This window comes from Alkalisalibacterium limincola (assembly GCF_008017755.1).
In the GTDB taxonomy this organism is placed as follows: Bacteria; Pseudomonadota; Gammaproteobacteria; order Xanthomonadales; family Xanthomonadaceae; genus Alkalisalibacterium; species Alkalisalibacterium limincola.
Genome location: NZ_VRTS01000011.1, coordinates 26,613 through 48,281 on the forward strand (window position 1 = coordinate 26,613; position 21,669 = coordinate 48,281).

Annotated in this window: 19 protein-coding genes and 1 pseudogene; 12 read left to right on the forward strand and 8 right to left on the reverse strand. The window is 70.5% G+C overall.

Going from position 1 to position 21,669, the window contains the following annotated elements; translation table 11 throughout:
• Positions 1 to 4 precede the first annotated feature (4 nt).
• The 5 genes from ftsE to rpoH all read left to right on the forward strand — a co-directional run bounded on the left by ftsE (position 5) and on the right by rpoH (position 4,309).
• The gene (gene ftsE, locus FU658_RS13145) at positions 5 to 691 is read left to right on the forward strand and encodes a cell division ATP-binding protein FtsE (protein ID WP_147892496.1); all 687 of its coding nucleotides are present in this window, start codon (positions 5 to 7) and stop codon (positions 689 to 691) included.
• Positions 688 to 1,689, forward strand: a complete 1,002-nt coding sequence (ftsX, locus tag FU658_RS13150) for a permease-like cell division protein FtsX (RefSeq protein WP_147892497.1) — start codon at positions 688 to 690, stop codon at positions 1,687 to 1,689. Before ftsE ends, ftsX begins: the two co-directional genes overlap by 4 nt.
• 14 nt (positions 1,690 to 1,703) lie before the next feature.
• Complete coding sequence (locus FU658_RS13155) at positions 1,704 to 2,552, forward strand: response regulator (RefSeq protein ID WP_147892498.1); 849 nt, start codon at positions 1,704 to 1,706, stop codon at positions 2,550 to 2,552.
• A gap of 1 nt (position 2,553) precedes the next feature.
• On the forward strand, positions 2,554 to 3,279 hold the full coding sequence (gene ung / locus FU658_RS13160) for a uracil-DNA glycosylase (RefSeq protein ID WP_147892499.1): 726 nt from the start codon (positions 2,554 to 2,556) through the stop codon (positions 3,277 to 3,279).
• 154 nt (positions 3,280 to 3,433) lie between these two features.
• A complete protein-coding gene (gene rpoH / locus FU658_RS13165; protein WP_147892500.1) occupies positions 3,434 to 4,309 on the forward strand; it encodes an RNA polymerase sigma factor RpoH in 876 nt (291 codons plus the stop codon).
• Between the two features lie 57 nt (positions 4,310 to 4,366).
• Here the strand turns inward: rpoH and FU658_RS13170 are convergent, their stop codons facing one another.
• Positions 4,367 to 4,990: a response regulator transcription factor gene (locus FU658_RS13170; RefSeq protein ID WP_147892501.1), complete on the reverse strand. Its 624-nt coding sequence runs from the start codon at positions 4,988 to 4,990 to the stop codon at positions 4,367 to 4,369.
• 84 nt (positions 4,991 to 5,074) lie between these two features.
• On the opposite strand from FU658_RS13170, the gene FU658_RS13175 reads away from it, so the two are divergent.
• Positions 5,075 to 6,670, forward strand: coding sequence for an MASE1 domain-containing protein (locus FU658_RS13175; protein ID WP_147892502.1), 1,596 nt, complete (start codon positions 5,075 to 5,077; stop codon positions 6,668 to 6,670).
• Between the two features lies 1 nt (position 6,671).
• On the opposite strand, the gene FU658_RS13180 is transcribed toward FU658_RS13175, so the two are convergent.
• Positions 6,672 to 8,897, reverse strand: coding sequence for a primosomal protein N' (locus FU658_RS13180; RefSeq protein ID WP_147892503.1), 2,226 nt, complete (start codon positions 8,895 to 8,897; stop codon positions 6,672 to 6,674).
• Positions 8,898 to 9,354: 457 nt separating this feature from the next.
• Between FU658_RS13180 and FU658_RS13185 the strand changes: the two genes are divergently transcribed.
• The 3 genes and pseudogenes from FU658_RS13185 (at position 9,355) to FU658_RS15615 (ending at position 10,817) form a co-directional block, all read left to right on the forward strand.
• Entirely contained in the window at positions 9,355 to 10,194 is an 840-nt protein-coding gene (locus tag FU658_RS13185) for a sigma factor-like helix-turn-helix DNA-binding protein (RefSeq protein ID WP_147892504.1), read from the forward strand.
• A 40-nt stretch (positions 10,195 to 10,234) separates the two neighbouring features.
• A pseudogene (locus FU658_RS16130) lies at positions 10,235 to 10,474 on the forward strand (DUF3106 domain-containing protein); the annotation flags it as partial.
• A 34-nt stretch (positions 10,475 to 10,508) separates the two neighbouring features.
• Positions 10,509 to 10,817, forward strand: a complete 309-nt coding sequence (locus tag FU658_RS15615) for a hypothetical protein (protein WP_255505619.1) — start codon at positions 10,509 to 10,511, stop codon at positions 10,815 to 10,817.
• Positions 10,818 to 10,874: 57 nt separating this feature from the next.
• On the opposite strand, the gene FU658_RS13195 is transcribed toward FU658_RS15615, so the two are convergent.
• Positions 10,875 to 11,195, reverse strand: coding sequence for a DUF4286 family protein (locus FU658_RS13195; protein ID WP_187266127.1), 321 nt, complete (start codon positions 11,193 to 11,195; stop codon positions 10,875 to 10,877).
• Positions 11,196 to 11,250: 55 nt separating this feature from the next.
• Here FU658_RS13195 and FU658_RS13200 point away from each other — a divergent pair, with 55 nt between their 5' ends.
• The 3 genes from FU658_RS13200 to FU658_RS13210 all read left to right on the forward strand — a co-directional run bounded on the left by FU658_RS13200 (position 11,251) and on the right by FU658_RS13210 (position 15,430).
• Complete coding sequence (locus FU658_RS13200) at positions 11,251 to 12,621, forward strand: MATE family efflux transporter (protein ID WP_255505620.1); 1,371 nt, start codon at positions 11,251 to 11,253, stop codon at positions 12,619 to 12,621.
• 65 nt (positions 12,622 to 12,686) lie between these two features.
• Complete coding sequence (gene sppA / locus FU658_RS13205; RefSeq protein ID WP_147892508.1) at positions 12,687 to 14,543, forward strand: signal peptide peptidase SppA; 1,857 nt, start codon at positions 12,687 to 12,689, stop codon at positions 14,541 to 14,543.
• Between the two features lie 110 nt (positions 14,544 to 14,653).
• Positions 14,654 to 15,430, forward strand: a complete 777-nt coding sequence (locus tag FU658_RS13210) for an SDR family oxidoreductase (RefSeq protein WP_147892509.1) — start codon at positions 14,654 to 14,656, stop codon at positions 15,428 to 15,430.
• A 9-nt stretch (positions 15,431 to 15,439) separates the two neighbouring features.
• Here the strand turns inward: FU658_RS13210 and FU658_RS13215 are convergent, their stop codons facing one another.
• The 5 genes from FU658_RS13215 to FU658_RS13235 form a co-directional block, all read right to left on the reverse strand.
• Positions 15,440 to 16,033, reverse strand: a complete 594-nt coding sequence (locus tag FU658_RS13215) for a DUF4124 domain-containing protein (RefSeq protein WP_147892510.1) — start codon at positions 16,031 to 16,033, stop codon at positions 15,440 to 15,442.
• Between the two features lie 56 nt (positions 16,034 to 16,089).
• Positions 16,090 to 17,850: a hypothetical protein gene (locus FU658_RS13220; RefSeq protein WP_147892511.1), complete on the reverse strand. Its 1,761-nt coding sequence runs from the start codon at positions 17,848 to 17,850 to the stop codon at positions 16,090 to 16,092.
• Between the two features lie 57 nt (positions 17,851 to 17,907).
• Positions 17,908 to 18,483 carry an L-threonylcarbamoyladenylate synthase type 1 TsaC gene (gene tsaC, locus FU658_RS13225; RefSeq protein ID WP_147892512.1) on the reverse strand — a complete coding sequence of 192 codons (576 nt, stop codon included), beginning with the start codon at positions 18,481 to 18,483 and terminating at the stop codon, positions 17,908 to 17,910.
• Between the two features lie 7 nt (positions 18,484 to 18,490).
• A complete protein-coding gene (locus FU658_RS13230) occupies positions 18,491 to 21,004 on the reverse strand; it encodes a DNA topoisomerase I (protein ID WP_147892513.1) in 2,514 nt (837 codons plus the stop codon).
• Positions 21,005 to 21,164: 160 nt separating this feature from the next.
• The gene (locus tag FU658_RS13235; RefSeq protein WP_147892514.1) at positions 21,165 to 21,641 is read right to left on the reverse strand and encodes a DUF494 family protein; all 477 of its coding nucleotides are present in this window, start codon (positions 21,639 to 21,641) and stop codon (positions 21,165 to 21,167) included.
• Positions 21,642 to 21,669 lie beyond the last annotated feature (28 nt).

Consider the following 21,669-nt stretch of genomic DNA (forward strand, 5'->3'; position numbering starts at 1 on the left):
CGACGTGAGCCTGCTGCGCTTCGACAATGTCTCCAAGCGCTACGCCGGCGGGCACGAGGCGCTGAGCGAGGTGAGCTTTTCCATGGCCGAGGGCGAGATGCTGTTCGTCACCGGGCATTCCGGTGCCGGCAAGAGCACGCTGCTGCGCCTGATCCACCTGAGCGAGCGGCCCAGCCGCGGCGCGGTGCTGATCAACGAGCGCAACCTCAACAAGGTGCGCGGCCGCGGTGTCGCGCTGCAGCGGCGCAGGGTCGGGATCGTGTTCCAGGACCACCGCCTGCTGACCGACCGCAGCGTGTTCGAGAACGTGGCGATGCCGCTGGTGATCGCCGGGGTGCCGCGCGCGGAGATCGACAAGCGGGTGCGCGTGGTGCTGGAGAAGGTGGGCCTTGGCGAGCGCGAGAAGGCGACGCCGCTGGAGCTGAGCTCCGGCGAGCAGCAGCGCGTGGGAATCGCGCGCGCGGTCGTCGGCCGGCCGGCGCTGCTGGTGGCCGACGAGCCGACCGGCAACCTGGACCCGCAACTGGCGGCCGAGGTCATGCAGCTGTTCGCATCCCTGCCCGCGGCGGGCACGTCGGTGCTGGTGGCCAGCCACGACCTGGCCCTGGTCAAGCGCATGCGCAAGCGGGTGCTGGTGCTCGACCATGGCCGGCTGGTCGACGACATCTCGCCCGAGGACCTGGCGGCATGAGCGGCGAGCGCACCGAACCGGAGGGCCAGGGCACCCGCCGCGCCGCGGCCGAGCGCCGCCAGCGCGGTGGCATCGGCGACCGCGTGCAGGCCTGGCGCGAGCTGCAGCTCTACAGTTTTGTATCAAGCTTCGGACGCATCGCTGCCCGCCCCTGGGCGACGCTTCTCACCGTGGGTGTCATGGCGATCGCGCTGGCGCTGCCGTTGGGGCTGTGGCTGGGACTGGCGACGCTGGAGCAGTTCTCGGGCAACGTGCGCGAATCCCGCGAGATCGGGGTGTTCCTGCAGGCCGAGGTGGCCGCCGAGCGCGCCGGCACACTGGCCGAGGAGCTGCGCGCGCGTCCCGACATCGCCGCCGTGGTGTTGCGCACCCCGGAGGAGGGACTGGCGGAGTTCCGCGAGATGAGCGACCTCGCCGAGGCCCTCGACCTGCTGGAGCACAACCCGCTGCCCTTCGTGCTGGTGGTGGACCCGGTGCCGGCCCCGGCCGAGGCCGAATCGGCATTGGCCGCGGCGCTGCAGGCGCTGCCCGAGGTCGATGTCGTCCAGCACGATGCGCTGTGGCGCGAGCGCCTCGGCGCCTGGCTCGACTTCGGCGAGCGTGCGGCCTGGGTGATCGCGGTGTTGCTGGGCCTGGGCGCGCTGCTGGTGGTCGGCAACACGGTGCGCCTGGACATCCAGGGGCGTGCCGCGGAGATCGGCATCCTGCAGCAGCTGGGCGCCACCGACGGCTTCATTCGCCGACCGTTCCTCTACCTGGGCTTCTGGTACGGGCTGGCCTCCGGCCTGTTCGCGCTGCTGATGCTGGCCGCGGCCGGCTGGGCGTTGCAGGGGCCGCTGTCGAAACTGATCGCCAGCTACGGCAGCACCTTTGCGCTGCAGGGGCCGGGCCTGCTGGGTGCCCTCAAGGTGCTGGCCGGGGCGGCGCTGCTGGGATGGGTGGGCGCATGGCTTGCGACCGGGCATCATCTGCGGCTGACCCGGCCGGTCGAGCAGTGAGTTAATCTGGACCGATGAGCATGACCAGTTTCCGCCACGTCGACAGCGCCGCGCCCCGCATCATGGTTGTCGATGGTTCGCGCGTGGTGCGCCGGATGATCGAACAGATGCTGGCCAAGGAGATGCCCGAGGCGCAGCTGGTGGCGTGCGAGACCGGCGAGCAGGCCCGTGCCGCACTGCAATCGGGCTCGGTCGACCTGGTGACCACGGCGCTGTCGCTGCCGGACATGGACGGCCTGGAGCTGGCCCACTACATCCGCGAGCACACGCCGCAGGCCTATATCCCGATCATCGTCGTCTCCGGCGAGGTCGAGCACCGGCTGGTCGCGCGCAGCTTCACCGACGATGTCACCGACTACTTCGACAAGGGCCTGGGCTTCCACGCGCTGGCCGCCTTCATCCGTGGCTACGTGCACCCCGAGGACGAGCCTGGCGGCGAGGTGCTCTACGTCGAGGACAGTCGCGTGGTGGCGCTGGCCACCCGGCGCATGCTGGAGAAGCACGGCCTGAAGGTCACCCACGCACCCAGCGTCGAGGATGCGCTGGCGCACCTGGACACGGCCAAGGCCCAGGGCAACCAGCCGGGTCCGGACATCGTGCTGACCGACGTCTACCTCAAGGGCGAGCTGAGCGGCAACGACCTGGTGCGGATGATCCGCAACGATTACGGCTATGCCCGCGGCCAGTTGCCGGTGCTGGTGATGACCGGCGATGCGAACCCCGCCAACCAGAGCGAGCTGATCCGGTTGGGTGCGAACGACCTCGTGGAAAAGCCGATCGAGGAGCGCCTGCTGGTGACCAAGCTGCTGTTCCAGCTGCGCGTGGGGCGGATGCTGCGCGAAAAGGTCGTCGGCGCGGCCTGAGGTGGAGGCGGCGTCGCGCATCCGGCTGCACCCGTCCTGGAGACAGCGCGTGGGCGGGCACCTGCTGCGCGAGGACATGCGGGCGCTGGCGGAGTTCCTGCGCCAGGAGAAGGCCCGCGGCAAGCCGGTGTTCCCCCCCGGGTCGCAGATGTTCGCGGCACTCGACGCCACCCCGTTCGACCAGGTCAAGGTGGTGATCCTCGGCCAGGATCCCTATCACGGCCCGGGCCAGGCCCATGGCCTGAGCTTCTCCGTGCGGCCCGGCGTGCCGGTGCCCCCCTCGCTGGGCAACATCTACAAGGAACTTCGCAGCGACCTGGGCCTGGAGCCGCCGGACCATGGCTGCCTGCTGCCATGGGCCCGGCAGGGCGTCCTGCTGCTCAACGCGGTGCTCAGCGTGGAGTCCGGACGCCCCGGCAGCCACCAGGGGCGAGGCTGGGAAGGCTTCACCGATGCCGTGGTGGAGTCGCTGTCGAGCGAGCGCGAGGGGCTGGTGTTCATGTTGTGGGGCAGCTACGCGCAGAAGAAGGGCCAGGTCATCGACCGCGGCCGCCATTGCGTGCTGCGGGCCCCCCACCCCTCGCCGCTGTCGGCCCACCGCGGCTTTCTTGGCTGTGGCCACTTTTCCAAGGCAAACCGTTATCTGCAGGGGCGTGGTGCCGTGCCGATCGACTGGTCCTTGCCCGCGCGCGCGGAACTGGAACCGGAGCTGAGCCCGGCCCCTTGATGCAGGAACCTGCAGGCCCCATAGCGGTCTGAACGTCCCGACGCGCGCTCCTGCGCCTGTCGAGGGTCCGGTGGCGGCAGCGTTGCATGAATGGAACGGACAAACCTGAAACCCCGTTTAGCACTCACGGGGGTCGAGTGCTAAAATCGATGACATGACCGAGGACACGATGAATACGGCTCTTGTTGCGAACAACCTGCCGGTGCCCAGCGCGCTGGGATCGCTGGACGCCTACATCACCGCGGTGAACCGCATCCCGGTGCTCAGCGTCGACGACGAACAGCAGCTGGCGCGGGAATACCGCGACGGCGAGGACCTCGACGCGGCCAAGCAGCTGGTGCTCTCGCACCTGCGCTTCGTCGTGCACGTGGCGCGTGGATACCAGGGCTACGGGCTGGGCATGGGCGACCTGATCCAGGAAGGCAACATCGGCCTGATGAAGGCGGTCAAGCGCTTCGACCCCGACCAGGGGGTGCGCCTGGTCAGCTTCGCGGTGCACTGGATCCGCGCCGAGATGCACGAGTTCATCCTGCGCAACTGGCGCATCGTCAAGGTCGCCACGACCAAGGCGCAGCGCAAGCTGTTCTTCAACCTGCGCCGCTCCAAGAAGCGCCTGGGCTGGCTCAACGCCGCCGAGGTCAGCGCGGTGGCCGCCGACCTGAACGTGCCCGAGGCCCAGGTGCGCGAGATGGAGTCGCGCCTGTCCGGCCGCGACATCGGCTTCGATGCGCCGGTCGACGACAGCGACGACACCCCACCGGCACCGGCGGCCTACCTGGTCGACCACGCCGATGACCCGTCGCTGGCCTACGAGCGCGAGAGCGAGGAGGACCAGCAGCTGGAGCTGCTGCGTGACGGCCTGTCCGAGCTCGACGAGCGCTCGCGCGACATCGTCGCCCGCCGCTGGCTGGACGACGGCAACAAGGCGACGCTGCAGGAACTGGCCGATGAATACGGCGTTTCCGCCGAGCGCATCCGCCAGATCGAGGCGAGTGCCCTGAAGAAGATGCGCGCGCTGTTCGTGGCCTGAGCACGACGGCGTGGACGGGAAAAGGGCGGCCTGCGGGCCGCCTTTTTGCGTTCCGGTTCAGAAGTTCTGCAAACCCTCGACCAGGCCGAGTTCCACGGCCCGGCGACGCAGGTCGATGTCGTTGCGGGCATCGAGTTTCTGCATCAGGTTGGAGCGGTGGAAGTACAGCGTCTTGTCGCTGATGCCCAGTTGCCCCGCCGCGGCCTTGGCCGGCGTGCCGGTGGCCAGCAACTCCAGCACCTCGCGCTCGCGGGCGGAAAGCGGGGGGGCGCGGTGACGCTGGCGGGCGACCCGGATGTCGCTGGACACGAACACGCTGCCCCCGAGCACGGCGCGGATGCCCGGGATGAGCTCGTTCGCGGCCGCGGCCTTGGTGATGTAGCCGTGCACCCCGCACTCCATCGCCTTGCTCACGATGCCGGGGTTGTCGTGCATGCTCAGCACCAGCAGGCGTGCCTCCGGCAGTTCCGTGTGCAGCTTCGGGATCAGCGCGAAGCCGCCGCCTTCGGGCAGGTTGAGGTCGACCACGACCAGGTGCGGCTGCAGCCCGGCGACCAGCCGGAGCGCCTCGGAGGGGCGCTCGCACTCCCCCACGACGTCGAGGTCCGCCTCGCGGCTGATGAGCAGCTTGAAGCCCTCGCGCACGATGGCGTGGTCGTCGACGAGTACGATCCTGATCATTGCCGCAAGGGTGCCACCGACGCGCATCCGGCGTTCAAGAAAATTTCTTGGTCGAGTCCGCCGGCCACGCGATAGGCTGCGGCGATGACCTCCCTGCTGACACGCCAGCTTCCCCTGCTGCTGCTGACCGCGGCGGTGTACTACCTGGCGGCGGAACCCTCCCACCTGCACTGGTACCTGCCCAGCGGCCTGCTGTTCGCGGCCTTGTGGTTGCTGCCGCCGCGCTACCGCGCGGCACTGGTCCTGGGCGGGATCGCCGCACGCACGCTGCGCGGCCATCTGGCGGGCGGCTGGGAAAGCGTCCCGGAGTTCGTTCTGGGCAACGTGCCACAACCGCTGATCTGCCTGATGGGCGTGCTGCTGCTGCTGCACTGGCGGGTGGCCCCGCAGATGCTGGGCACCTTGCAGGGAATGGCCCGCCTGCTCGTGGTGGCGGTGGCGACGGCCGCGCTCATCACGGCCGGGAACATCGCCTTCATGCTCGTGCACCCGGTCTGGTCGCCGTCCCTGGAGTACGCGATGACCGTGACGCTGGGCGACTTCCTCGGCATCCTCCTCGTTGCGCCGCTGGCCGCCTGGCTGGTGTCCCCGGACAACCGGAGCGGCTCGGCGCGCATTCCAGCCGAAGTGCTTGTCTGGATCGTGCCGGTGGTGATCACCTTCGTGCTGCTGGCGCGCTGGCAGGACGGCACCGCGGTCGGCGAGATGTTGCGCTTGCTGCTGCTGGGTGCCCTGGTGCTCAGCGCGATGCGCCATGGATGGCGCGGGGCCGCGCTTTCGGCGGCCATGGTCAGCACCGCCGTGGCGCTGGAGCGACCGCTGGATGCTTGGACCGACAACACCGTCTGGATGCAGTTGTTCGTCGCGGTGGCCGGCAGCATGGCGCTGTTGCTGGGCGCTTCGGTGGACAGCCTGCGCCGCCACGCGCGTGAGCTCGAGGACAGGCAGGTGGCCCTGCAGCGTGCGCATGGCAAGCAGCAGGAGCTGGTGCGCGAGGTGCGCCTGGCCTCGGAACGCAACCTGCGCGCGGAAGAACGCGCCCGACGCGAAGTGGCCCACGAGTTGCACGACGAGGTCGGTCAGACGCTGACCGCGCTGCAGACCCACGTGAAACTGATCGAACCGGTGTTCGCCCAGGTCGACCGCATTGACATGGCCAGGCGCATCGCGGACCTGACCGTGGCGATGCGGCGCTCGCTGGGCGGGCTGTTGGAGACGCTGCAGCCGGTCGCCCTGGACGAGCTGGGCCTGTACGGCGCGATCGACAGCGGTCCGATCCGCGCGATGATGGAGGATGCCGGCGTCGACTTCGAGCTGCAGCTGCAAGGCGAGGCCCGCCTGATCGGGCAGCTCGACGAACTGGTGCGCACCGCGGTCTATCGGGTCGTTCAGGAGGCGACGACGAATGTCGTGCGCCATGCGCGTGCCAGCCGTTGCCTGGTCCGCCTGCGCCTGGGGCGCCGCGACGAGCAGCTGTGGCTGTTCCTGGACATCCGCGACGACGGGCGCGGCTTCCCCGCGCCGCTGCGGCGCGGCCTCGGCCTGCAGGGCATGCAGGATCGCTATCGCGCGCTCGGCGGCGTCCTGCTCATCGCCAGCTCCAGCGCCGGCATGCGGCTGCACGGCCTGTTGCGGCAGCCGCTGGGCGAGGAGCCGGCCCTGGAGGGCCTGCCCGACTGACTCAGTACAGGTCGACCGGATCCACGTCGATGGACCATCGCACCTTGCGCGACTGGGGCAGGTCGTACAGACGCGGGACGGCCTCGGCCAGGCAGGCCTGCAATGCCGGGCGCGAGGGGCTGGACACGAGCAGTTGTGCGCGCACGCGGCCGGCCCGTCGCGGCATCGGGGCGGGCAGTGGCCCGAGGATGCCGATGCGCTGTCCGCCCGGTCGCCCGGCAGCATCCCGGGCCGGCCCTTCCAGGCAGGTCCGCGCAGCATTGAGGAAGCCCTGCAGTGCGGCTTCCTGGGCCGCATCGGCGCGCAGCAGCGCCAGGTGGGCGAACGGGGGGAACCCGGCGAGCTCGCGCTCTTCCAGCGCAAGGCGGGCGAAGGCGGGGTAGCCACCCTGCAACAGGGTGGCCAGCAGCGGGTGTTCGGGGTGGTGGGTCTGCAGCAGCACCTCGCCGGGCACCTCCGCCCGACCCGCGCGGCCGGACACCTGGATGAGCAACTGCGCGAGGCGTTCGGGGGCCCGGAAGTCCGCGCTGAAGAGTCCTTCGTCGATGCCCACCACGCACACCAGGCTAAGCCGCGCCAGATCGTGGCCCTTGGCCAGCATCTGGGTGCCGACGAGGATGCCTGCGCCATCGCCGAGCTTTTGCAGTTGCCGGGACAGGCCGTCGCGCTGGCGGGTCGACTCGCGGTCCACGCGCACCAGGTTCGCTTCGGGAAAGCGCTCGGCCAGGGCGTCCTCGATGCGTTCGGTGCCGGCCCCCTGCGGCTGCAGGCCCAGGCTGCCACAGTCCGGGCAGGCCGTCGGTGGGCGGCGGCGGGCGCCGCAGTGGTGGCAGATCAGCTGCCGGCCGCGACCGTGCACGGTCATGCGCGCATCGCAGCGGGGACACTCCGCGCTCCAGCCGCAGTCGTGGCACAGCAGGACCGGGGCGTACCCGCGGCGGTTGCGGAACACCAGGGCCTGTTCGCCACGCGCCAGGCACGCAGCGATCGCATCGAGCATGTCACCCGACAGCCCGGATTCCAGCCGGCGCTTGCGTACATCCAGCACGCGCACCGGCGGCGCCCTGCCGGCGCCCGCGCGCTGGCTCAGCCCGAGGTGCCGGTACAGGCCCCGACCGGCCTGGGCCAGCGATTCCAGCGACGGCGTGGCGCTGCCCAGCACCACCGGTACGGACAATGCACGGGCCCGCACCAGGGCGAGGTCGCGCGCCGAGTAGCGCACGCCGTCCTGCTGCTTGTACGACGCGTCGTGTTCCTCGTCGACCACGATCAGGCCGGGCCGCGGCAGTGGCGAGAAGATGGCCGAGCGGGTGCCGACGACGACCTGCGCCTCGCCACGCGCCATCGCCGTCCAGGTCCGGGCGCGCTCGCCGTCGGCCAGGTTGGAGTGCAGCGCGTGCACGCGGATCCCCAGCCCGCGTTCGAAGCGTTGCAGCGTCTGCGGCGTCAGCCCGATCTCGGGCACCAGCACCAGGGCCTGGCGACCCTGCGCCAGGCAGGCGCGGATCGCATCGAGGTAGACCTCGGTCTTGCCACTGCCGGTGACGCCCTCCAGCAGCACCGGGTGGAAGCGGCCCAGGCCCTCGACGATGGCCTGGGCGGCCGTCGCCTGTTCGCCATTGAGGGTCACGCCGCCGGGCTCGAGCGGCATCGCAGGCACCGCCTGCAGGGCCTGGCGAACGACTAGCCCGCGCTGTTGCAGGCTGCGCATCGCCTCACGCCAGGGCGTCGCCTCCAACTCGAGCGTGTCCTCGGCGATCGCACCGGCTTGCAAGCGCTCGGCCAGCTGCCGCGGGCGTGCGCCGCGTCGCAGCCGTTCCAGCCCGGTCGCGCCAGCTTCGCTGAGCGCCCAGGCGAAGCGCCCGGTGTCGGGCAGCGGCGCACCCTGGCGCAGGTCGGCGGGCAGGGCGGTCGCCAGGACCTCGCCCAGGGGCGCATGGTAGTAGCCCGACACCCAGCGCAGCGTCGCCAGCAGCTCCTCCGGCAGCAGTGGCTTGGCGTCGATGCGCTCGAGCACGGGCTTGAGGGATTCCGAAGGCACCCCGCCGGACACCGCGACCGCTTCGACCAGGCCGACGAGCTCGCGACGACCGAAGCCGACCCGCACGCGGCAGCCCACCCAGCCCTCGTCGACCTCGAGCCCGGGGGGAGGCAGGTAGTCGAACACGCGCGGCAGCGGCACGGGCAAGGCAACGCGCAGGCAGCGCGCAGGCGGATTCACGAGCATGCCGCGGAGTCTAGCAGCGGCTTTGCCCGCCGGTTCCGGTGAAGCCTTCGCTTACGGCCGGTTACTGGAATCCTCCTCACGAACCAGCGGCAAAGTGATGAAAGCCAAGAGGAATCGGCCTTATCCACACAGCCTGTGGATAAGTCTGTGGAAGGGCACCGGGCAAAGTGCGTGAAGGGTTGTTAAACCGTGGCAGTCGCCGGGTTGGCGACTTTTTAACCATCTCGTCATATATCTTCGTAATCAATGGGTTGCGGGTGTCATGCGGGCGTCATGCAGCGCGGGAGGGCTGTGACGACCGCGTCAACACGTGACTTCGACGGCTTGTGTACAAGTGATCTGCGCCAAGACCCTTGCAGGACGCACGAGAGCAGATCCGCAGCGCTTGTCAAGCATTGATTTCGACGTTGGGGGGTGCCCCAAACCCCGCTAGAATCAGTCCAGCCAGAGCCTGCCGATGCCCATAGCCACGACCGACGCTTCCCCTGCTTCCCCCGCTGCCCTCGACGCCTTCCTCAAGGGTGTCGAGCGGCGTGCCTGGGTGCTGGCCCACGCCCAGTGCGGCGACGCGCGGGCGGCCGAGCTGGCCCTCGCGGTGACGCTGATGCGCTTCCGCCATGGTGCCGGGGACCTGCCCATGGCGCACTGGCCGCTCAGGTTCTGGGCGCTGTTGCTGGCGCGGCCGGAAATGCGCCAGGCGGGCGGCCCGGAAGTGCCGGAGGCGCTGCGCGGGCTGTCCGGGGGGCCGCGTGCGATCCTGTTGCTGCGCCTCGTCGCCGGCTTGGAGGAGGACGCCATCGCCGAGGTGCTGGGCGTGTCGCGGGCGGCGGTGCGCATGTCGCTGGTGCGGGCGATGAAGTCGCTGCCGACGCCTGCCGAGCAGACGCTCGCCGGGCTGCACGAAGCCCTCAGGAAGCGCGTGCGCGAGCTGCCGGCGGACCGGGTCGAGCGGCTGGCGGCGTTGCGGCGCGTCTCGACCAGTGGCGCTTCGGCCGGGCTGGGGCTGCCGCGGTCGCGACCGCGATGGCTCATGCTTGGGTTATGGCTGGCGTTGGCGGCAGTGCTTGCCGCCTTCGTCGCGACCTTCTTCCTGCCCCCGCGCGAACCGCCGCTGGCGCCCGGGGAGCAGCGCGAGTTGCCGCTGGCGCTGCCGACCACCCTATCCCCGGAGTCGGCCGCGCTGGCCAGTCCCGATTTCGACGCCGTCCTGGAGGCCGATCCGGATGAGGTGCTCGACGACCTCCTGTTCTACTCATGGTTGGCCGGACAGGCGCAGGAGGACGGAAATGGCGACTGAGCGCCGGGGTCGGGGTGCCTTCGTAGCCGCTGTCCTCGGCATGGCCCTGGCGACCGCCGGGGCGTTCGTGCACGCGGCGGACGCATCTCGCCCGCAGCCGGAGCTGGCGGAGCTGCTGGCCCCCTGGGCCGGCCAGTGGTCGCACCTCGACCTGGCCACCCGCGCCCGGCTGGAGGCCAACGCCCGGCGCTGGCTGGCGCTGGATCCACCCGAGCGCGCCGCACTGATGCTGCGCCTGGCCGAGCTGGAATCGATGCCACCGGCGCAGCGCGCGGCAAAGCGCGCCACCCGGCAGGCCTGGGCGACGCTTTCGGATGCCGACCGCGACGCCATCCGGGGGGGCGGCACAGCGCTACGGCGACGCCAGCGAAGAACAACGCGCGCGGTGGCGCGAAGCATTCGACGCGCAGGATCTGGGAGCGCAGCGAAGCTGGGCGCTCGGGCCCGAGCGCGCCGGTTGGCTGCAGTCGGTGCGGCCGCTGTTCGCGTTCGTGCCGGTGGAGGAGCGCGAGGCCAGCCTTGCCCTGCTGGCATCGCTCGAGCCGTCCGCGCGAGAAGACCTGCGCCGGCTGGTGCCACGACTGCGCCGGCGGAGCGCGAAAGCTTCCGGCGTCGCCTGCTAGACACGCCGCCGGCCCAACGCGCGGCCGTGATCCGGCAGCGGCTGGAGGGCTAGCCGCTCAGCCCGGGTAGCGGGCGTGTGGCGCGAGGATCCGGCGCTCGGCGCGGAACCTGTCGCCAAAACGGTCGATGCCGTCCTGGCGCAAGCGCGGTGCATGCCGGGCCAGGTATTCCTCGAGTGCGGCCTGGTCGCGCATCAGGTACTTCACGCACCAGCAACGCTGCCCCGCCGGGGCGGTCGGTTCCAGCACCTCGAACACGGTGGCGCCAAGCACGCCCGGCAGTGCGGTGATCTCGCGTACATGGGCGTCGAGCCAGGCGAGCCAGGTCTCGGCTATCGCCCGGTCGACCCACAGATTGACTTCATAGACCCTGCTCATTCGCAGGCTAAGATAGCCGCCCGGCGAGCAGCCGCGCCAGTGCACCGCCTTTGCGATGAGCCGATCCCAGACCCGACCCGAACGACTGCGCCGCGAAATGCGCGTCACCGGCGTGCTGGCGTTTCCGGTCGTCGCCGGCCTGCTCTCGGCAATGGGCATGAACGTCGTGGATGCGGTGATCGCCGGTCGACATGGCCCGTTGACGCTGGCATCGGTGGCGATGGGCACCGCGGTGTGGTCGGTCGTGGTGCTTGTGTTGATCGGCGTGCTGATGGCGGTGCCCCCGTTCGTGGCTCAGCTCAACGGCCGCCAGCGCCGGGCCGAGATCGGTGCGCTGTTCCGCCAGGCGTTGTGGCTGGCGCTGGTACTGGGCCTGGTGCTGATGGTGCTGGTCCGGCAGGGCGGCCTGCTGCTGGACGTGATGGGCGTGGCCGAGGAGGTCAGGCCCGGTGCGGTGGCCTTCCTGCACGGCATCAGCTGGGGCGCCCCGGCGCTGGCGATGTTCTTCTGCTTCCGCTACCTCAGCGAAGGGGTGTCGTGGACCGTCCCGACCATGGTCATGGGCGTCGCCGGCCTGCTGGCGCTGCTGCCGATCGGCTACGCCCTGGCCTTCGGCCTCTGGGGCGCCCCGGAACTGGGGGCGGCGGGCCTGGGCTACGCGACGGCGATCGTGCTGTGGGGGCAGGCGCTGGGTTTCGCGGCCTACCTCGCGCGGGCCCGACGCTACGCGGACCTGGGCCTGTTCGAGCGCTTCGATCCGCCGCGCTGGCCGCCGATCCGCGACCTGTTGCGGGTCGGCCTGCCGATGGGCGTCATGGTGTTCATGGAGGGCAGCCTGTTCGTGGCCACCGCACTGGTGATCGGCCGGCTGGGGACGACCGCGATCGCGGCCCACCAGATCGCGCTCAACGTGGCCAGCGTGGCCTTCATGGTGCCGCTGGGCGTGGCGATGGCGACCACGGTGAGGGTCGGGCACGCGGTCGGGGCCGGTGACGCGCCGGCGGTGCGCTGGGCGGCCGCCTCGGGGTATTCGATCGCGGTGCTGGCGCAAGTGGTGTCGGCCACGATCATGGTGGCCGGAGGCACCTGGATCGCCACCCTCTACACCAACGACACCCAGGTCGTGGCGCTGGCCGGGACGCTGCTGCTGTTCGCCGCCGCCTTCCAGCTGGTCGACGGGGTGCAGGCCATGTCCGCCGGTGCCTTGCGCGGGCTCAAGGACGCGCGCATTCCGATGCTGCTGGCAGGCGTCTCCTACTGGGCAGTCGGCATGCCGGTGGGCGTGTGGCTGAGCCTGGGCCTGGACTGGGGTGCCCAGGGCATGTGGACCGGCCTGATCGTCGGCCTGAGCGTGGCGGCGGTGCTGTTGAGCGTGCGCTTCGTGAGGCTGGCGCGGAACCCGCCCGGCATACCAGCGGTCGCATGACCAGTGGCTGATGCCCGGGCCGCGGCATCGGGCTATGCTCGAGAGCTATTTTCCAGGAGTCCCCGATGAACAATCCCCAGCGCCCCGGCCTGTTGCGACGCCTGGCCGGCGGCACCTGGCAGGCGATCAATTTCTCGCGCCGCCTCGTGCTCAACCTGATCTTCGTTCTGGTGCTGGTGTGGCTGTTCGCCGTGCTGATGGCGCCGCGTGCCAGCCTGGACGAGCGCACCGCGCTGGTGATCGCGCCGCAGGGCGAACTGGTCGAGCAGTACACCGTGGATCCGACCTCCAGGGCCGCCGGCCGGTTGCTGGGCCAGGCGACCGAGCAGGTGCAGCTGCGCGACCTGCTGCGCGCCATCGAGCATGCGCGGGAGGACGACCGCATCGAACGCATCGTCCTGCGCACCGACGGCATGTACGGCATCGGCTTCGCCGCGATGCACGAGCTGGCGGACGCACTGGGCGATTTCCGTGCCTCGGGCAAGCAGGTGGTCGCCTATGCCAACGGCATGGAGCAGCGTCAGTACTACATCGCCGCACATGCCGACGAGATCTACCTGCATCCGGGTGGCGCCGTGCTGATCGAGGGCCTGGCCCGCTACCGGCCGTACTACCGCGAGGCGCTCGAGGACAAGCTGGGCGTCGACGTGCACCTGTTCCGCGTGGGCGAGTACAAGTCGGCGGCCGAGCCCTACATCCGCGACTCCGCCTCGGAGGAGGACCGCGCCGCCAACCTGTTCTGGATGAACGACATCTGGCAGCGCATGCTGGCCGGCATCGCCAGCGCGAGGGGGCTCGAGGCCGCGGAGCTGGAGGCTCGCGTGAACCGCCTGCCCGACGAGGTCGAGGCCGCCGGGGGCGACCTGGGGCAGATGGCGTTGCGCCAGAACCTCGTGGACGGACTGATGACCGCCGACGAGGTGCGCGCGCTGCTGACCGAGCGTGGCGTGGCCGACGAGAAGAACAACACGTTCCGCCAGGTGTCGCTGGACGACTACCTGGAGTTCGTCGATCGCGACGGCCCGCGCCTGGGGCGCCAGTCGAAGGTGGCGGTGGTCGTGGCGCAGGGCGCGATCATGGGCGGCGACCAACCGCCCGGCGTGGTCGGCGGCGAGTCGACGTCGTGGCTGATCCGGCAGGCGCGCGAGGACGACGCCGTCAAGGCGCTGGTGCTGCGCGTGGATTCCCCGGGCGGCGGCGTGTTCCCGTCCGAGCAGATCCGGCGCGAGGTCGAGTTGACCCGGGCCGCCGGCAAGCCGGTGGTGGTGTCGATGGCCAATGTCGCCGCCTCGGGTGGCTACTGGATCTCGATGGATGCGAACGAGATCATCGCCGATCCATCGACGATCACCGGCTCGATCGGCATCTTCGGGCTGTGGCTGTCGGCACCCGATACGCTGGAGAAGATCGGCGTGCGCGTGGATGGCGTCGGCACGACGCGGTTCGCGGGGGCATTCGACCCGTCGCGTCCGCTGGACCCCGAGGTCGGCCGGACCATCCAGTCGATCATCGACCACGGCTACCGGGACTTCATCGCCAAGGTGGCGCAGGCGCGTGGCAAGAGTCCGGCGGCCGTCGACAAGGTCGCGCGGGGCCGGGTGTGGAGCGGGGCGCAGGCCCACGAGTACGGCCTGGTCGACCGCCTGGGTGGCCTGCGCGATGCCTCGGCGCGTGCCGCAGGCCTGGCCGGCCTCGGCGACGATTACGCCCTGGTCTACGTCGAGCGGCCCAGCAACCTGTTCGAGCGCTTCCTCACCAGCCTCGCCGGGGGTGCCCGCGTACAGGCGCTGGCCCAGTGGGTCGGCCTGGGGGCGGTGTTCACCGGTGCGCAGGCGGAAACGATGGCGCGCGACCTCGCCTGGCTGCGCGCGCACCAGGGCGAACCGCTACGGGCGGTGGCGCACTGCTTCTGCGAGTTCTGACAGGCAACGCCCGACTGGACACGACGACGCCCGGCCTGTCCGGGCGCGCCGCATCTGCGGCGCGCTATCCTAGGCCGGTGCCGATCCGGCGCCAGCAGCAGGAGCACTCCATGGACCCCCAACGTTGGCGCCTGGACCGCCAGGTCGCGCTGGTCACCGGGGCCAGTGCCGGCATCGGCCGGGCGATCTCGGCCGAACTCGCGGGCCTCGGCGCCACGGTGCTGATGGTGGCGCGCGACGGGGACCACCTGGAGGCCGCGCGGGTGGAGGTGGCCGAGGAGCACCCGGACGTGCCGGTGCTGGGCTTCGCCGCCGACGTGGCCGACGACGAGGACCGCGACGACCTGTTCGACTGGCTCGAGGACCAGCGCCTGGGCCTCAACATCCTGGTCAACAACGTCGGCACCAACCAGGCCCGGGCGACGCTGGACTACGAGGAGGACGAATGGCGCGAGCTGTTCGAGGTGAACCTGTTCTCCGCCTTCGAGATGTGCCGCGCCGCGCACGGCATGCTCACCGAGCACCCGGCATCGAGCATCGTCAACGTCGGCTCGGTCTCCGGGCTGACCCACGTGCGCACCGGGTCGCCCTACGGCATGACCAAGGCGGCGCTGCACCAGCTCACCCGCAACCTGGCGTGTGAATGGGCCGAGGACGGGGTGCGCGTCAACGCGGTGGCGCCGTGGTACATCCGCACCCGCCGCACCTCGCCGATGCTGGCCCAGCCCGACTACTACGACGAGGTGGTCGAGCGCACGCCGATGGGGCGGGTGGGCGAGCCCGAGGAAGTGGCGGCGGCCGTGGCCTTCCTGTGCCTGCCGGCGGCCAGCTACGTCACCGGCGAGTGCATCGCGGTGGACGGCGGCTTCCTGCGCTACGGTTTCTGAACAGGCGGCTCAGCGCGCGCAGGCGCTGTCGCGGATCGCGCTGATCCGGTCCAGGTCCTCGCGGACCTGGGCCAGCGTGTCGCTGAAGGCCTCGCGCTCGGCCCGGACCGCCTCGCGGTGCAGGCGCTGCCAGCCGGCGCAGGCGGCTTCGGGCTCCAGGCGGGTGCACTCGTCGACCACCCACTCGCAGGCGCTGGCGGCACCCGGCAGCGGTCCCGACCCGATGCGGCTGATCGACAGGGGCACGCAGCGGCGGTTGCCGTCGCCGCGCTCGCTGAAATAGGTCTGTGCATCGAACGTGCGGCACTCGAACAGCGCCGGCACCACCACCAGCGGATCCGCCCCGCCCCGGGCTTCCACGGCATTCCCGCCCTCGTCGGGTTCGACCGGCGCCGGGGTCGCCACCGGGGGTGGGTCGTCGCGCGGCGGCGGATCGACGGGGCGTTCGTAGCGCCGCTCGGCCTGGACCTGTCCGCTGGCACAGGGGAAGTCCTGCAGCGTCAGTCCGCCGTCCTCGCCGGTGCAACGATAGATCACCACCTCGTCGGCCAGCGTCGGGGCGGCCAACGACAGGGCCAGCAGCAGGGGCAGCAGGATGCGCATGCCCCGGATTCTGCGGTGCGCGCGGGCGCCGCGCCAGTGCGCCCGCGTGCTCGCGTTCAGCGCAGTTGCATGCGCTGCTTCATCTCCAGGCCATGTTCGCTGGCCGTCACTTCGATCTGCAGCCGCTGGAACATCCGCGAATAGACCTCGCCCATCATCACGGCTTCGCGCTCCAGGCGCTCGCTCTCGGCCCGCAATGCCTCCAGCTCGCGACGACCGTCCTCGTCCATCCCCGCCAGCACCTCGGGATCGATGTCGGCGAGCTGGGCCAGCTGCGCCTGCATGACCTGGGCGAAGTGTTCGTAAAGGCGACCGTCCATGGCGAGATGGAACATCGGCTGCTCGGCCTCCCCGACAACGAGGGCGCTGGGCAGGCGCTGCACGGCGGCTTCACCCACGGCCACGGCCAGCGCTGTCTCCGACATGGCGACCTCGGCCGGCATGTCCACGCCGTAGGCGCCCAGCGACAACGCGCGTGGTTGCCGATCGGTCGCCAGCCCGGAGGAGGCCAGCTGCGGCAGGAAGGCCTGGCCCATCGCGACCAGCGAAGCCGGGTTCTCCGACCCGATCGCCAGGATGCCGGAAACGTCCGGCATGCCGTCGCCGGTCGTCGACCCGGCATACTCGTCCACGCTCAGGTACAGGCTCTGCAGCAGGCCCGCGGCCATGAACAGGCCCGGATTGGACATCTGCTGGTGCGATTGTGCGAACGCCTCGTTGAGCCCCTGCAGCGACTCGCACTGCCAGGGCTGCGCGCGCACGGCGTCGGCATAGCGGTTCACCAGTGCCGGCAGCTTGTCCAGGCGCAGCGCCAGGCCGATGTCCAGCAGGCTGTCCTCGGCACGGGCGGCCGGGCCGGGCATCGGGGCGCGCAGCTCCACGAGGGCCTCGGCGATGTCCTTGCGGGCTTCCGCCACGAACCGGACCTCCTGCACCTTCGCGTCCAGGCGCGTGTAGCCCATCGTCAGGCGCGGCCACGCTTCGGCCAGGGCCTCGAACTCGGCGCGGCACGCCGGGCTCGGCTCGGGCTTTTCGACCTCCAGCGCCGCCAGGAATCCCTCCTCGATCGGGGTTGCCGGGGCCATGATCTGGGCCGCGAGCTGGCGCAGGTCGAGGAAGCCGCTGTAGTGGGGCTGGTAGCTGTAGGTCCTGTGGAGGCGGCGCAGGTCCCCGGTGTCGGCCAGCGAGCGCTCCGGTGCGCGGATGCCGAACAGGGATTCCAGCGCCTCCGGGCCCGCCTCGCGCGGTGCCAGGGTGGCGACAAGCTGGTCGTCCAGGATGCCCACCAGGACGTCCACCGGCAGCTCGCCCAGGGTGACGCGCCGCACCTGGTGGCCACCCACCATGATGCGGGGCGGCAGCTCGCCGGAGGCGGCTTCGAGTCGATCGAGGAAGGCGTCGAAGCGCTCGGCGTCGGCCAGCACGACGCGCAGCACCGGCACCAGCCCATGGCCGAAGAGCACCATCTGCGGCGCGATGTCCAGGCCGATGCGTTCGTAGCCCGCCAACACATCGCCATCCCCGAACTCGGCATGCAGGGCGTCGACGAGTCCGACCAGGCGCGGGTCGTCGACGTCGGCGTCGAGGGCGTCGCGCGCATCCTGCAGCATCGACTGGTACACCGGCGCGAGCCCGTGGAACATATCGCGCCATGCCTGCAGCACCTGCTCGGGAAGCGGCTGCGTGTTCGCCACGACCCAGGGCGTGTCCGCCGGGACGTATGCCAGCAGTCCGCTGCGGTCGCCACGGTGGCTGAAGAACCAGAAGGCGCCGATCGCCAGGATGACGACGACGATGGCCGGGACGAGCTTGCGCATGGGCGGAGTGCCTGCCGAAAGGAGGCGGGAATGCTAACAGTCCCGCCGGAGGCTGTCTCAGCTGCGCAGGATTTCACCGCTGCGGGCATCGCGGATCGGCGTGGGTGCCGCCAGTCCGCCGGTCCGCCCCTCCACCAGGGCATCGACGTCGGCGAGCAGCCGGGGGTCGAGTGCGGCCTCCTCGAACGCCGGCGGCTCGCCGGCGCGGTTGGCCGAGGTGGACACCAGGGCGCCACCGAAGGCCGCACACAGTGCGCGCACCACGGGGTGGGCGCTGACGCGCACCGCCAGCGTGTCGTGGTCGCCACACAGCATGCGGGGTGCATCGGCCGTGGCCGGCAGGGTCCAGGTGTTCGGTCCGGGCCAGCTCGCCAACACCGCCTCGCGGCGCGGCGCCGGCAGCGCGTCCAGGTCGACCCAGTCGGCCACGCGCGCCAGGGTGTCGCACACGACGATCATTCCCTTGGCCACCGGGCGTTGCTTGATATCCAGCAGCCGCTGCACCGCACCGGGGTGGCCGGGGTCGCAGCCGATGCCCCAGACCGCCTCGGTGGGATAGACCAGCACGCCGCCCTGGCGCAGCAGCACCCCGGCCCGGGCCGGATCGATCCTGCGCGGTCCCGTCCCGGCCATCGCGATGTCAGCCCGGGGTGGAGCCGGAGGCCTTGGTCGCCGCGGACTTCCGGGCCGTGCCCTTGCTGGCGGCCTTCTTCCCGGTCGACTTCTTCGCCGTCTTCCCGGCGGCCTTCTTCGCGGCCTTCTTGGCAGGCGCTTTCTTCGCCGCCTTCTTCGCTGCCTTCTTGGCGGGTGCCTTCTTGGCCGGAGCCTTCTTGGCGGCGGTCTTCTTGCCGAAGCGCCGCTTCACCGGCTTGCCGGTCTCCTCCAGGATCTGCCGGCACTCCTCCAGGCTCAGCGACGCCGGCTCGCGATCCTTGGGGATCTTGCCGTTCTTCTCGCCGTCGGTGATGTAGGGGCCGAAACGGCCGTTGAGCACCTGCATCGTGGTGTCGGGGAACTCGCGGATGATCCGGTTCGCCTCGGCCTCGCGCTTCTCCTTCAACAACTCCACGCCGCGATCGAAGCTGATCTCGTACGGGTCGTCGTCCTTCTTCAGCGAGGCGTACATCTTGCCGTGCTTGACGAAGGGCCCGAATCGACCGACGCCGACGGTCAGGTCCTCGCCCTCGAACTCGCCCAGCGTGCGCGGCAGGCGGAACAGGTCGAGCGCCTCCTCGGCGGTGATCGTGTGCAGGCTCTGCCCCGGACGCAGGCTGGCGAAGCGGGGCTTCTCCTCGTCGTCCTTGGTGCCGATCTGCGCGAACGCACCGAAGCGGCCCAGGCGGACGCTCAACGGCTTGCCCGACTTCGGATCGGTGCCGAGCTCGCGCGCGCCGGAGGCCTCGCTGCGGTCGACGTTCTCCATCTTGTCCTCGACCATGGCCTTGAACGGGCCCCAGAAGCGCTCCAGCAACGGCACCCACTCGTCTTCGCCGCGCGAGACCGCATCAAGCTCGTCCTCGAGCTTTGCGGTGAAGTCGTAGTCGACGTAGCGGGTGAAGTGCTCGCCGAGGAAGTTCGCCACCGCCCGGCCCTTGTCGGTCGGGTGGAAACGGCGGCTCTCCAGCGTCACGTACTCGCGCGCCAGCAGCACGCCGATGATGCTGGCGTAGGTGGACGGACGGCCAATGCCGTACTCCTCCAGCGTCTTCACCAGGCTGGCTTCGGAGAACCGCGGCGGCGGCTCGGTGAAGTGCTGGTTGATGCCGATCGCGGCCAGCGGGACGGCGTCGCCGGGCTTCATCGGCGGCAGCTTGCGGCCATCGTCGTCCTCGTCGGCGGCCTTGCTGTCCTTGCCTTCCTCGTAGACGGCCAGGAAGCCGGGATCGACGACGGTGGTGCCGGTGGCACGGAAGGCGTGCTCGGAACCGCAGGCCAGTTCGATCGACACCGTGTTGAGCGTGGCCGGCACCATCTGCGAGGCCACCGAGCGCTTCCAGATCAGTTCGTACAGGCGGCGTTCGTCGTCGCCCAGGTACTTCGCCACCGAGGCCGGCGTGCGCAGGGCCGAAGTCGGGCGGATCGCCTCGTGGGCCTCCTGCGCGTTCTTGGACTTGCTGGCATACGTGTTGGGCTTGTCCGGCAGCGCCTTGGTGCCGAAGTCGCGCGCGATCACGTCGCGCAACTCGGCGACGGCCTCCTGCGACAGGTTCACCGAGTCGGTTCGCATGTAGGAGATCAGGCCGATCGTGCCTTCCTCGCCCAGCGCGAAACCCTCGTAGAGCTTCTGCGCCGCGCTCATCGTGCGCTTGGCCGAGAAGCCCAGCTTCCGGGACGCCTCCTGCTGCAGCGTGGACGTGATGAACGGCGGGGCCGGGCGCCGGCGGCGCTCCTTGGACTGCACGTCGGTGACGCGCAGGCTGCCCTGGGCCGCGGCGAGCAGGCGCTTGCGCGCGCCCTCCGCGGTCTCCGCGTCGGTGATCGTGAACTGTTCGAACTTCTGTCCGTCCAGCTTCACCAGGCGCGCGGCGAAGGGCTGCACGCTGTGCTGGCAGTCCGCGGCGACGCTCCAGTACTCGCGCGACTGAAACGCCTCGATCTCCTTCTCGCGCTCCACGATCATGCGCAGCGCCGGCGACTGCACGCGGCCGGCCGACAGCCCGGCCTGCACCTTGCGCCACAGCACCGGGGAGAGGTTGAAGCCGACCAGGTAATCGAGCGCGCGGCGGGCCTGCTGCGCGTTCACCAGCGGGGCCAGGACCTGGCGCGGGTTCGCCATCGCCTCCTTGATCGCCCGCGGGGTGATCTCGGAGAACACCACCCGGTGCAGTTCGCGGTCGTCGAGCAGGCCGCGCTCGCGCAGCAGCTCGGCGATGTGCCAGCTGATCGCTTCCCCCTCGCGATCCGGATCGGTTGCCAGATACAGGGCCTGCGCCCCCTTGGCGGCCTTGGCGATCGCATCGACGTGCTTCTTGCTGCGCTCGTCGATGACGCCGTAGTTCATGTGGAAGCCGTTGTCGGGGTCGACCGCGCCCTCCTTGGGCACCAGGTCGCGCACGTGCCCGTAGGACGCCAGGACCTGGAAGTCCTTGCCGAGGTACTTGTTGATCGTCTTCGCTTTCGCCGGCGACTCGACGATGAGCAGGTTCTTGGCCATGCGCTGGAATGCTCCGCCACCGTGGTGAACACGGCGCAAACGAGGGGTGACGCCGGACCGTCTGGCCCGGCGGGTTCTTTTTTCAGTGGATGCACAGCCCGGAACGGGCTGTCAAGCATGGGGCTTCCGGCCGCCTGCGCAGCCGCCCCCCGGGCGCGCCTCAGTGCAGCGGCTCGGGCTCGTCCTCGAACAGCTGGCTCTCCATCCAGGCGTAGGCCGCCTCGGAGCCGGGCTGGTTGAACAGCACCATCAGCACGACCCATTTCAGGTCGTCGAGGTCCACCTCGTCCTGGTCCAGCGCCATGACCCGGTCGAGCACCAGTTCGCGCTGGTCCTCGTCGAGGATGCCGTGTTCCTCCAGGAACATCAGGAAGCCGCGGCATTCGGCATCCAGCCGGGCCGCCTCGGCCTCGGCATAGACCCGGACCGGGCCCCGGTCGGTGCGCACGGTGGCCGCGCTCGGGCGCTGGTTGGCCAGGGCGTCGAGCCAGTCGAAGGCCTTGGAAATCTCCGTGGGGCTGAATCCGGCCTGGATCAGGCCGTTCTGGAGGGAGTCGCGATCACGGACGGCATCGGGGTCGTCGGCGAAATAGTGTTCGAACAGGAAAAGCAGTACGTCGAGAATGGTTTCTTTCATTACCTCTGGCCTGCGACGCCACGCGACG

What these genes read in the sequence shown, in the direction of transcription:
- ftsX (WP_147892497.1), top strand. Translation starts at nt 688, where the DNA reads ATGAGCGGCGAGCGCACCGAACCGGAGGGCCAGGGCACCCGCCGCGCC.
- FU658_RS13155 (WP_147892498.1), top strand. Translation starts at nt 1,704, where the DNA reads ATGAGCATGACCAGTTTCCGCCACGTCGACAGCGCCGCGCCCCGCATC.
- rpoH (WP_147892500.1), top strand. Translation starts at nt 3,434, where the DNA reads ATGACCGAGGACACGATGAATACGGCTCTTGTTGCGAACAACCTGCCG.
- FU658_RS13170 (WP_147892501.1), bottom strand. Translation starts at nt 4,990, where the DNA reads ATGATCAGGATCGTACTCGTCGACGACCACGCCATCGTGCGCGAGGGC.
- FU658_RS13175 (WP_147892502.1), top strand. Translation starts at nt 5,075, where the DNA reads ATGACCTCCCTGCTGACACGCCAGCTTCCCCTGCTGCTGCTGACCGCG.
- FU658_RS13180 (WP_147892503.1), bottom strand. Translation starts at nt 8,897, where the DNA reads ATGCTCGTGAATCCGCCTGCGCGCTGCCTGCGCGTTGCCTTGCCCGTG.
- FU658_RS13185 (WP_147892504.1), top strand. Translation starts at nt 9,355, where the DNA reads ATGCCCATAGCCACGACCGACGCTTCCCCTGCTTCCCCCGCTGCCCTC.
- FU658_RS15615 (WP_255505619.1), top strand. Translation starts at nt 10,509, where the DNA reads ATGCCGACCGCGACGCCATCCGGGGGGGCGGCACAGCGCTACGGCGAC.
- FU658_RS13195 (WP_187266127.1), bottom strand. Translation starts at nt 11,195, where the DNA reads ATGAGCAGGGTCTATGAAGTCAATCTGTGGGTCGACCGGGCGATAGCC.
- FU658_RS13200 (WP_255505620.1), top strand. Translation starts at nt 11,251, where the DNA reads ATGAGCCGATCCCAGACCCGACCCGAACGACTGCGCCGCGAAATGCGC.
- sppA (WP_147892508.1), top strand. Translation starts at nt 12,687, where the DNA reads ATGAACAATCCCCAGCGCCCCGGCCTGTTGCGACGCCTGGCCGGCGGC.
- FU658_RS13210 (WP_147892509.1), top strand. Translation starts at nt 14,654, where the DNA reads ATGGACCCCCAACGTTGGCGCCTGGACCGCCAGGTCGCGCTGGTCACC.
- FU658_RS13215 (WP_147892510.1), bottom strand. Translation starts at nt 16,033, where the DNA reads ATGCGCATCCTGCTGCCCCTGCTGCTGGCCCTGTCGTTGGCCGCCCCG.
- FU658_RS13220 (WP_147892511.1), bottom strand. Translation starts at nt 17,850, where the DNA reads ATGCGCAAGCTCGTCCCGGCCATCGTCGTCGTCATCCTGGCGATCGGC.
- tsaC (WP_147892512.1), bottom strand. Translation starts at nt 18,483, where the DNA reads ATGGCCGGGACGGGACCGCGCAGGATCGATCCGGCCCGGGCCGGGGTG.
- FU658_RS13230 (WP_147892513.1), bottom strand. Translation starts at nt 21,004, where the DNA reads ATGGCCAAGAACCTGCTCATCGTCGAGTCGCCGGCGAAAGCGAAGACG.
- FU658_RS13235 (WP_147892514.1), bottom strand. Translation starts at nt 21,641, where the DNA reads ATGAAAGAAACCATTCTCGACGTACTGCTTTTCCTGTTCGAACACTAT.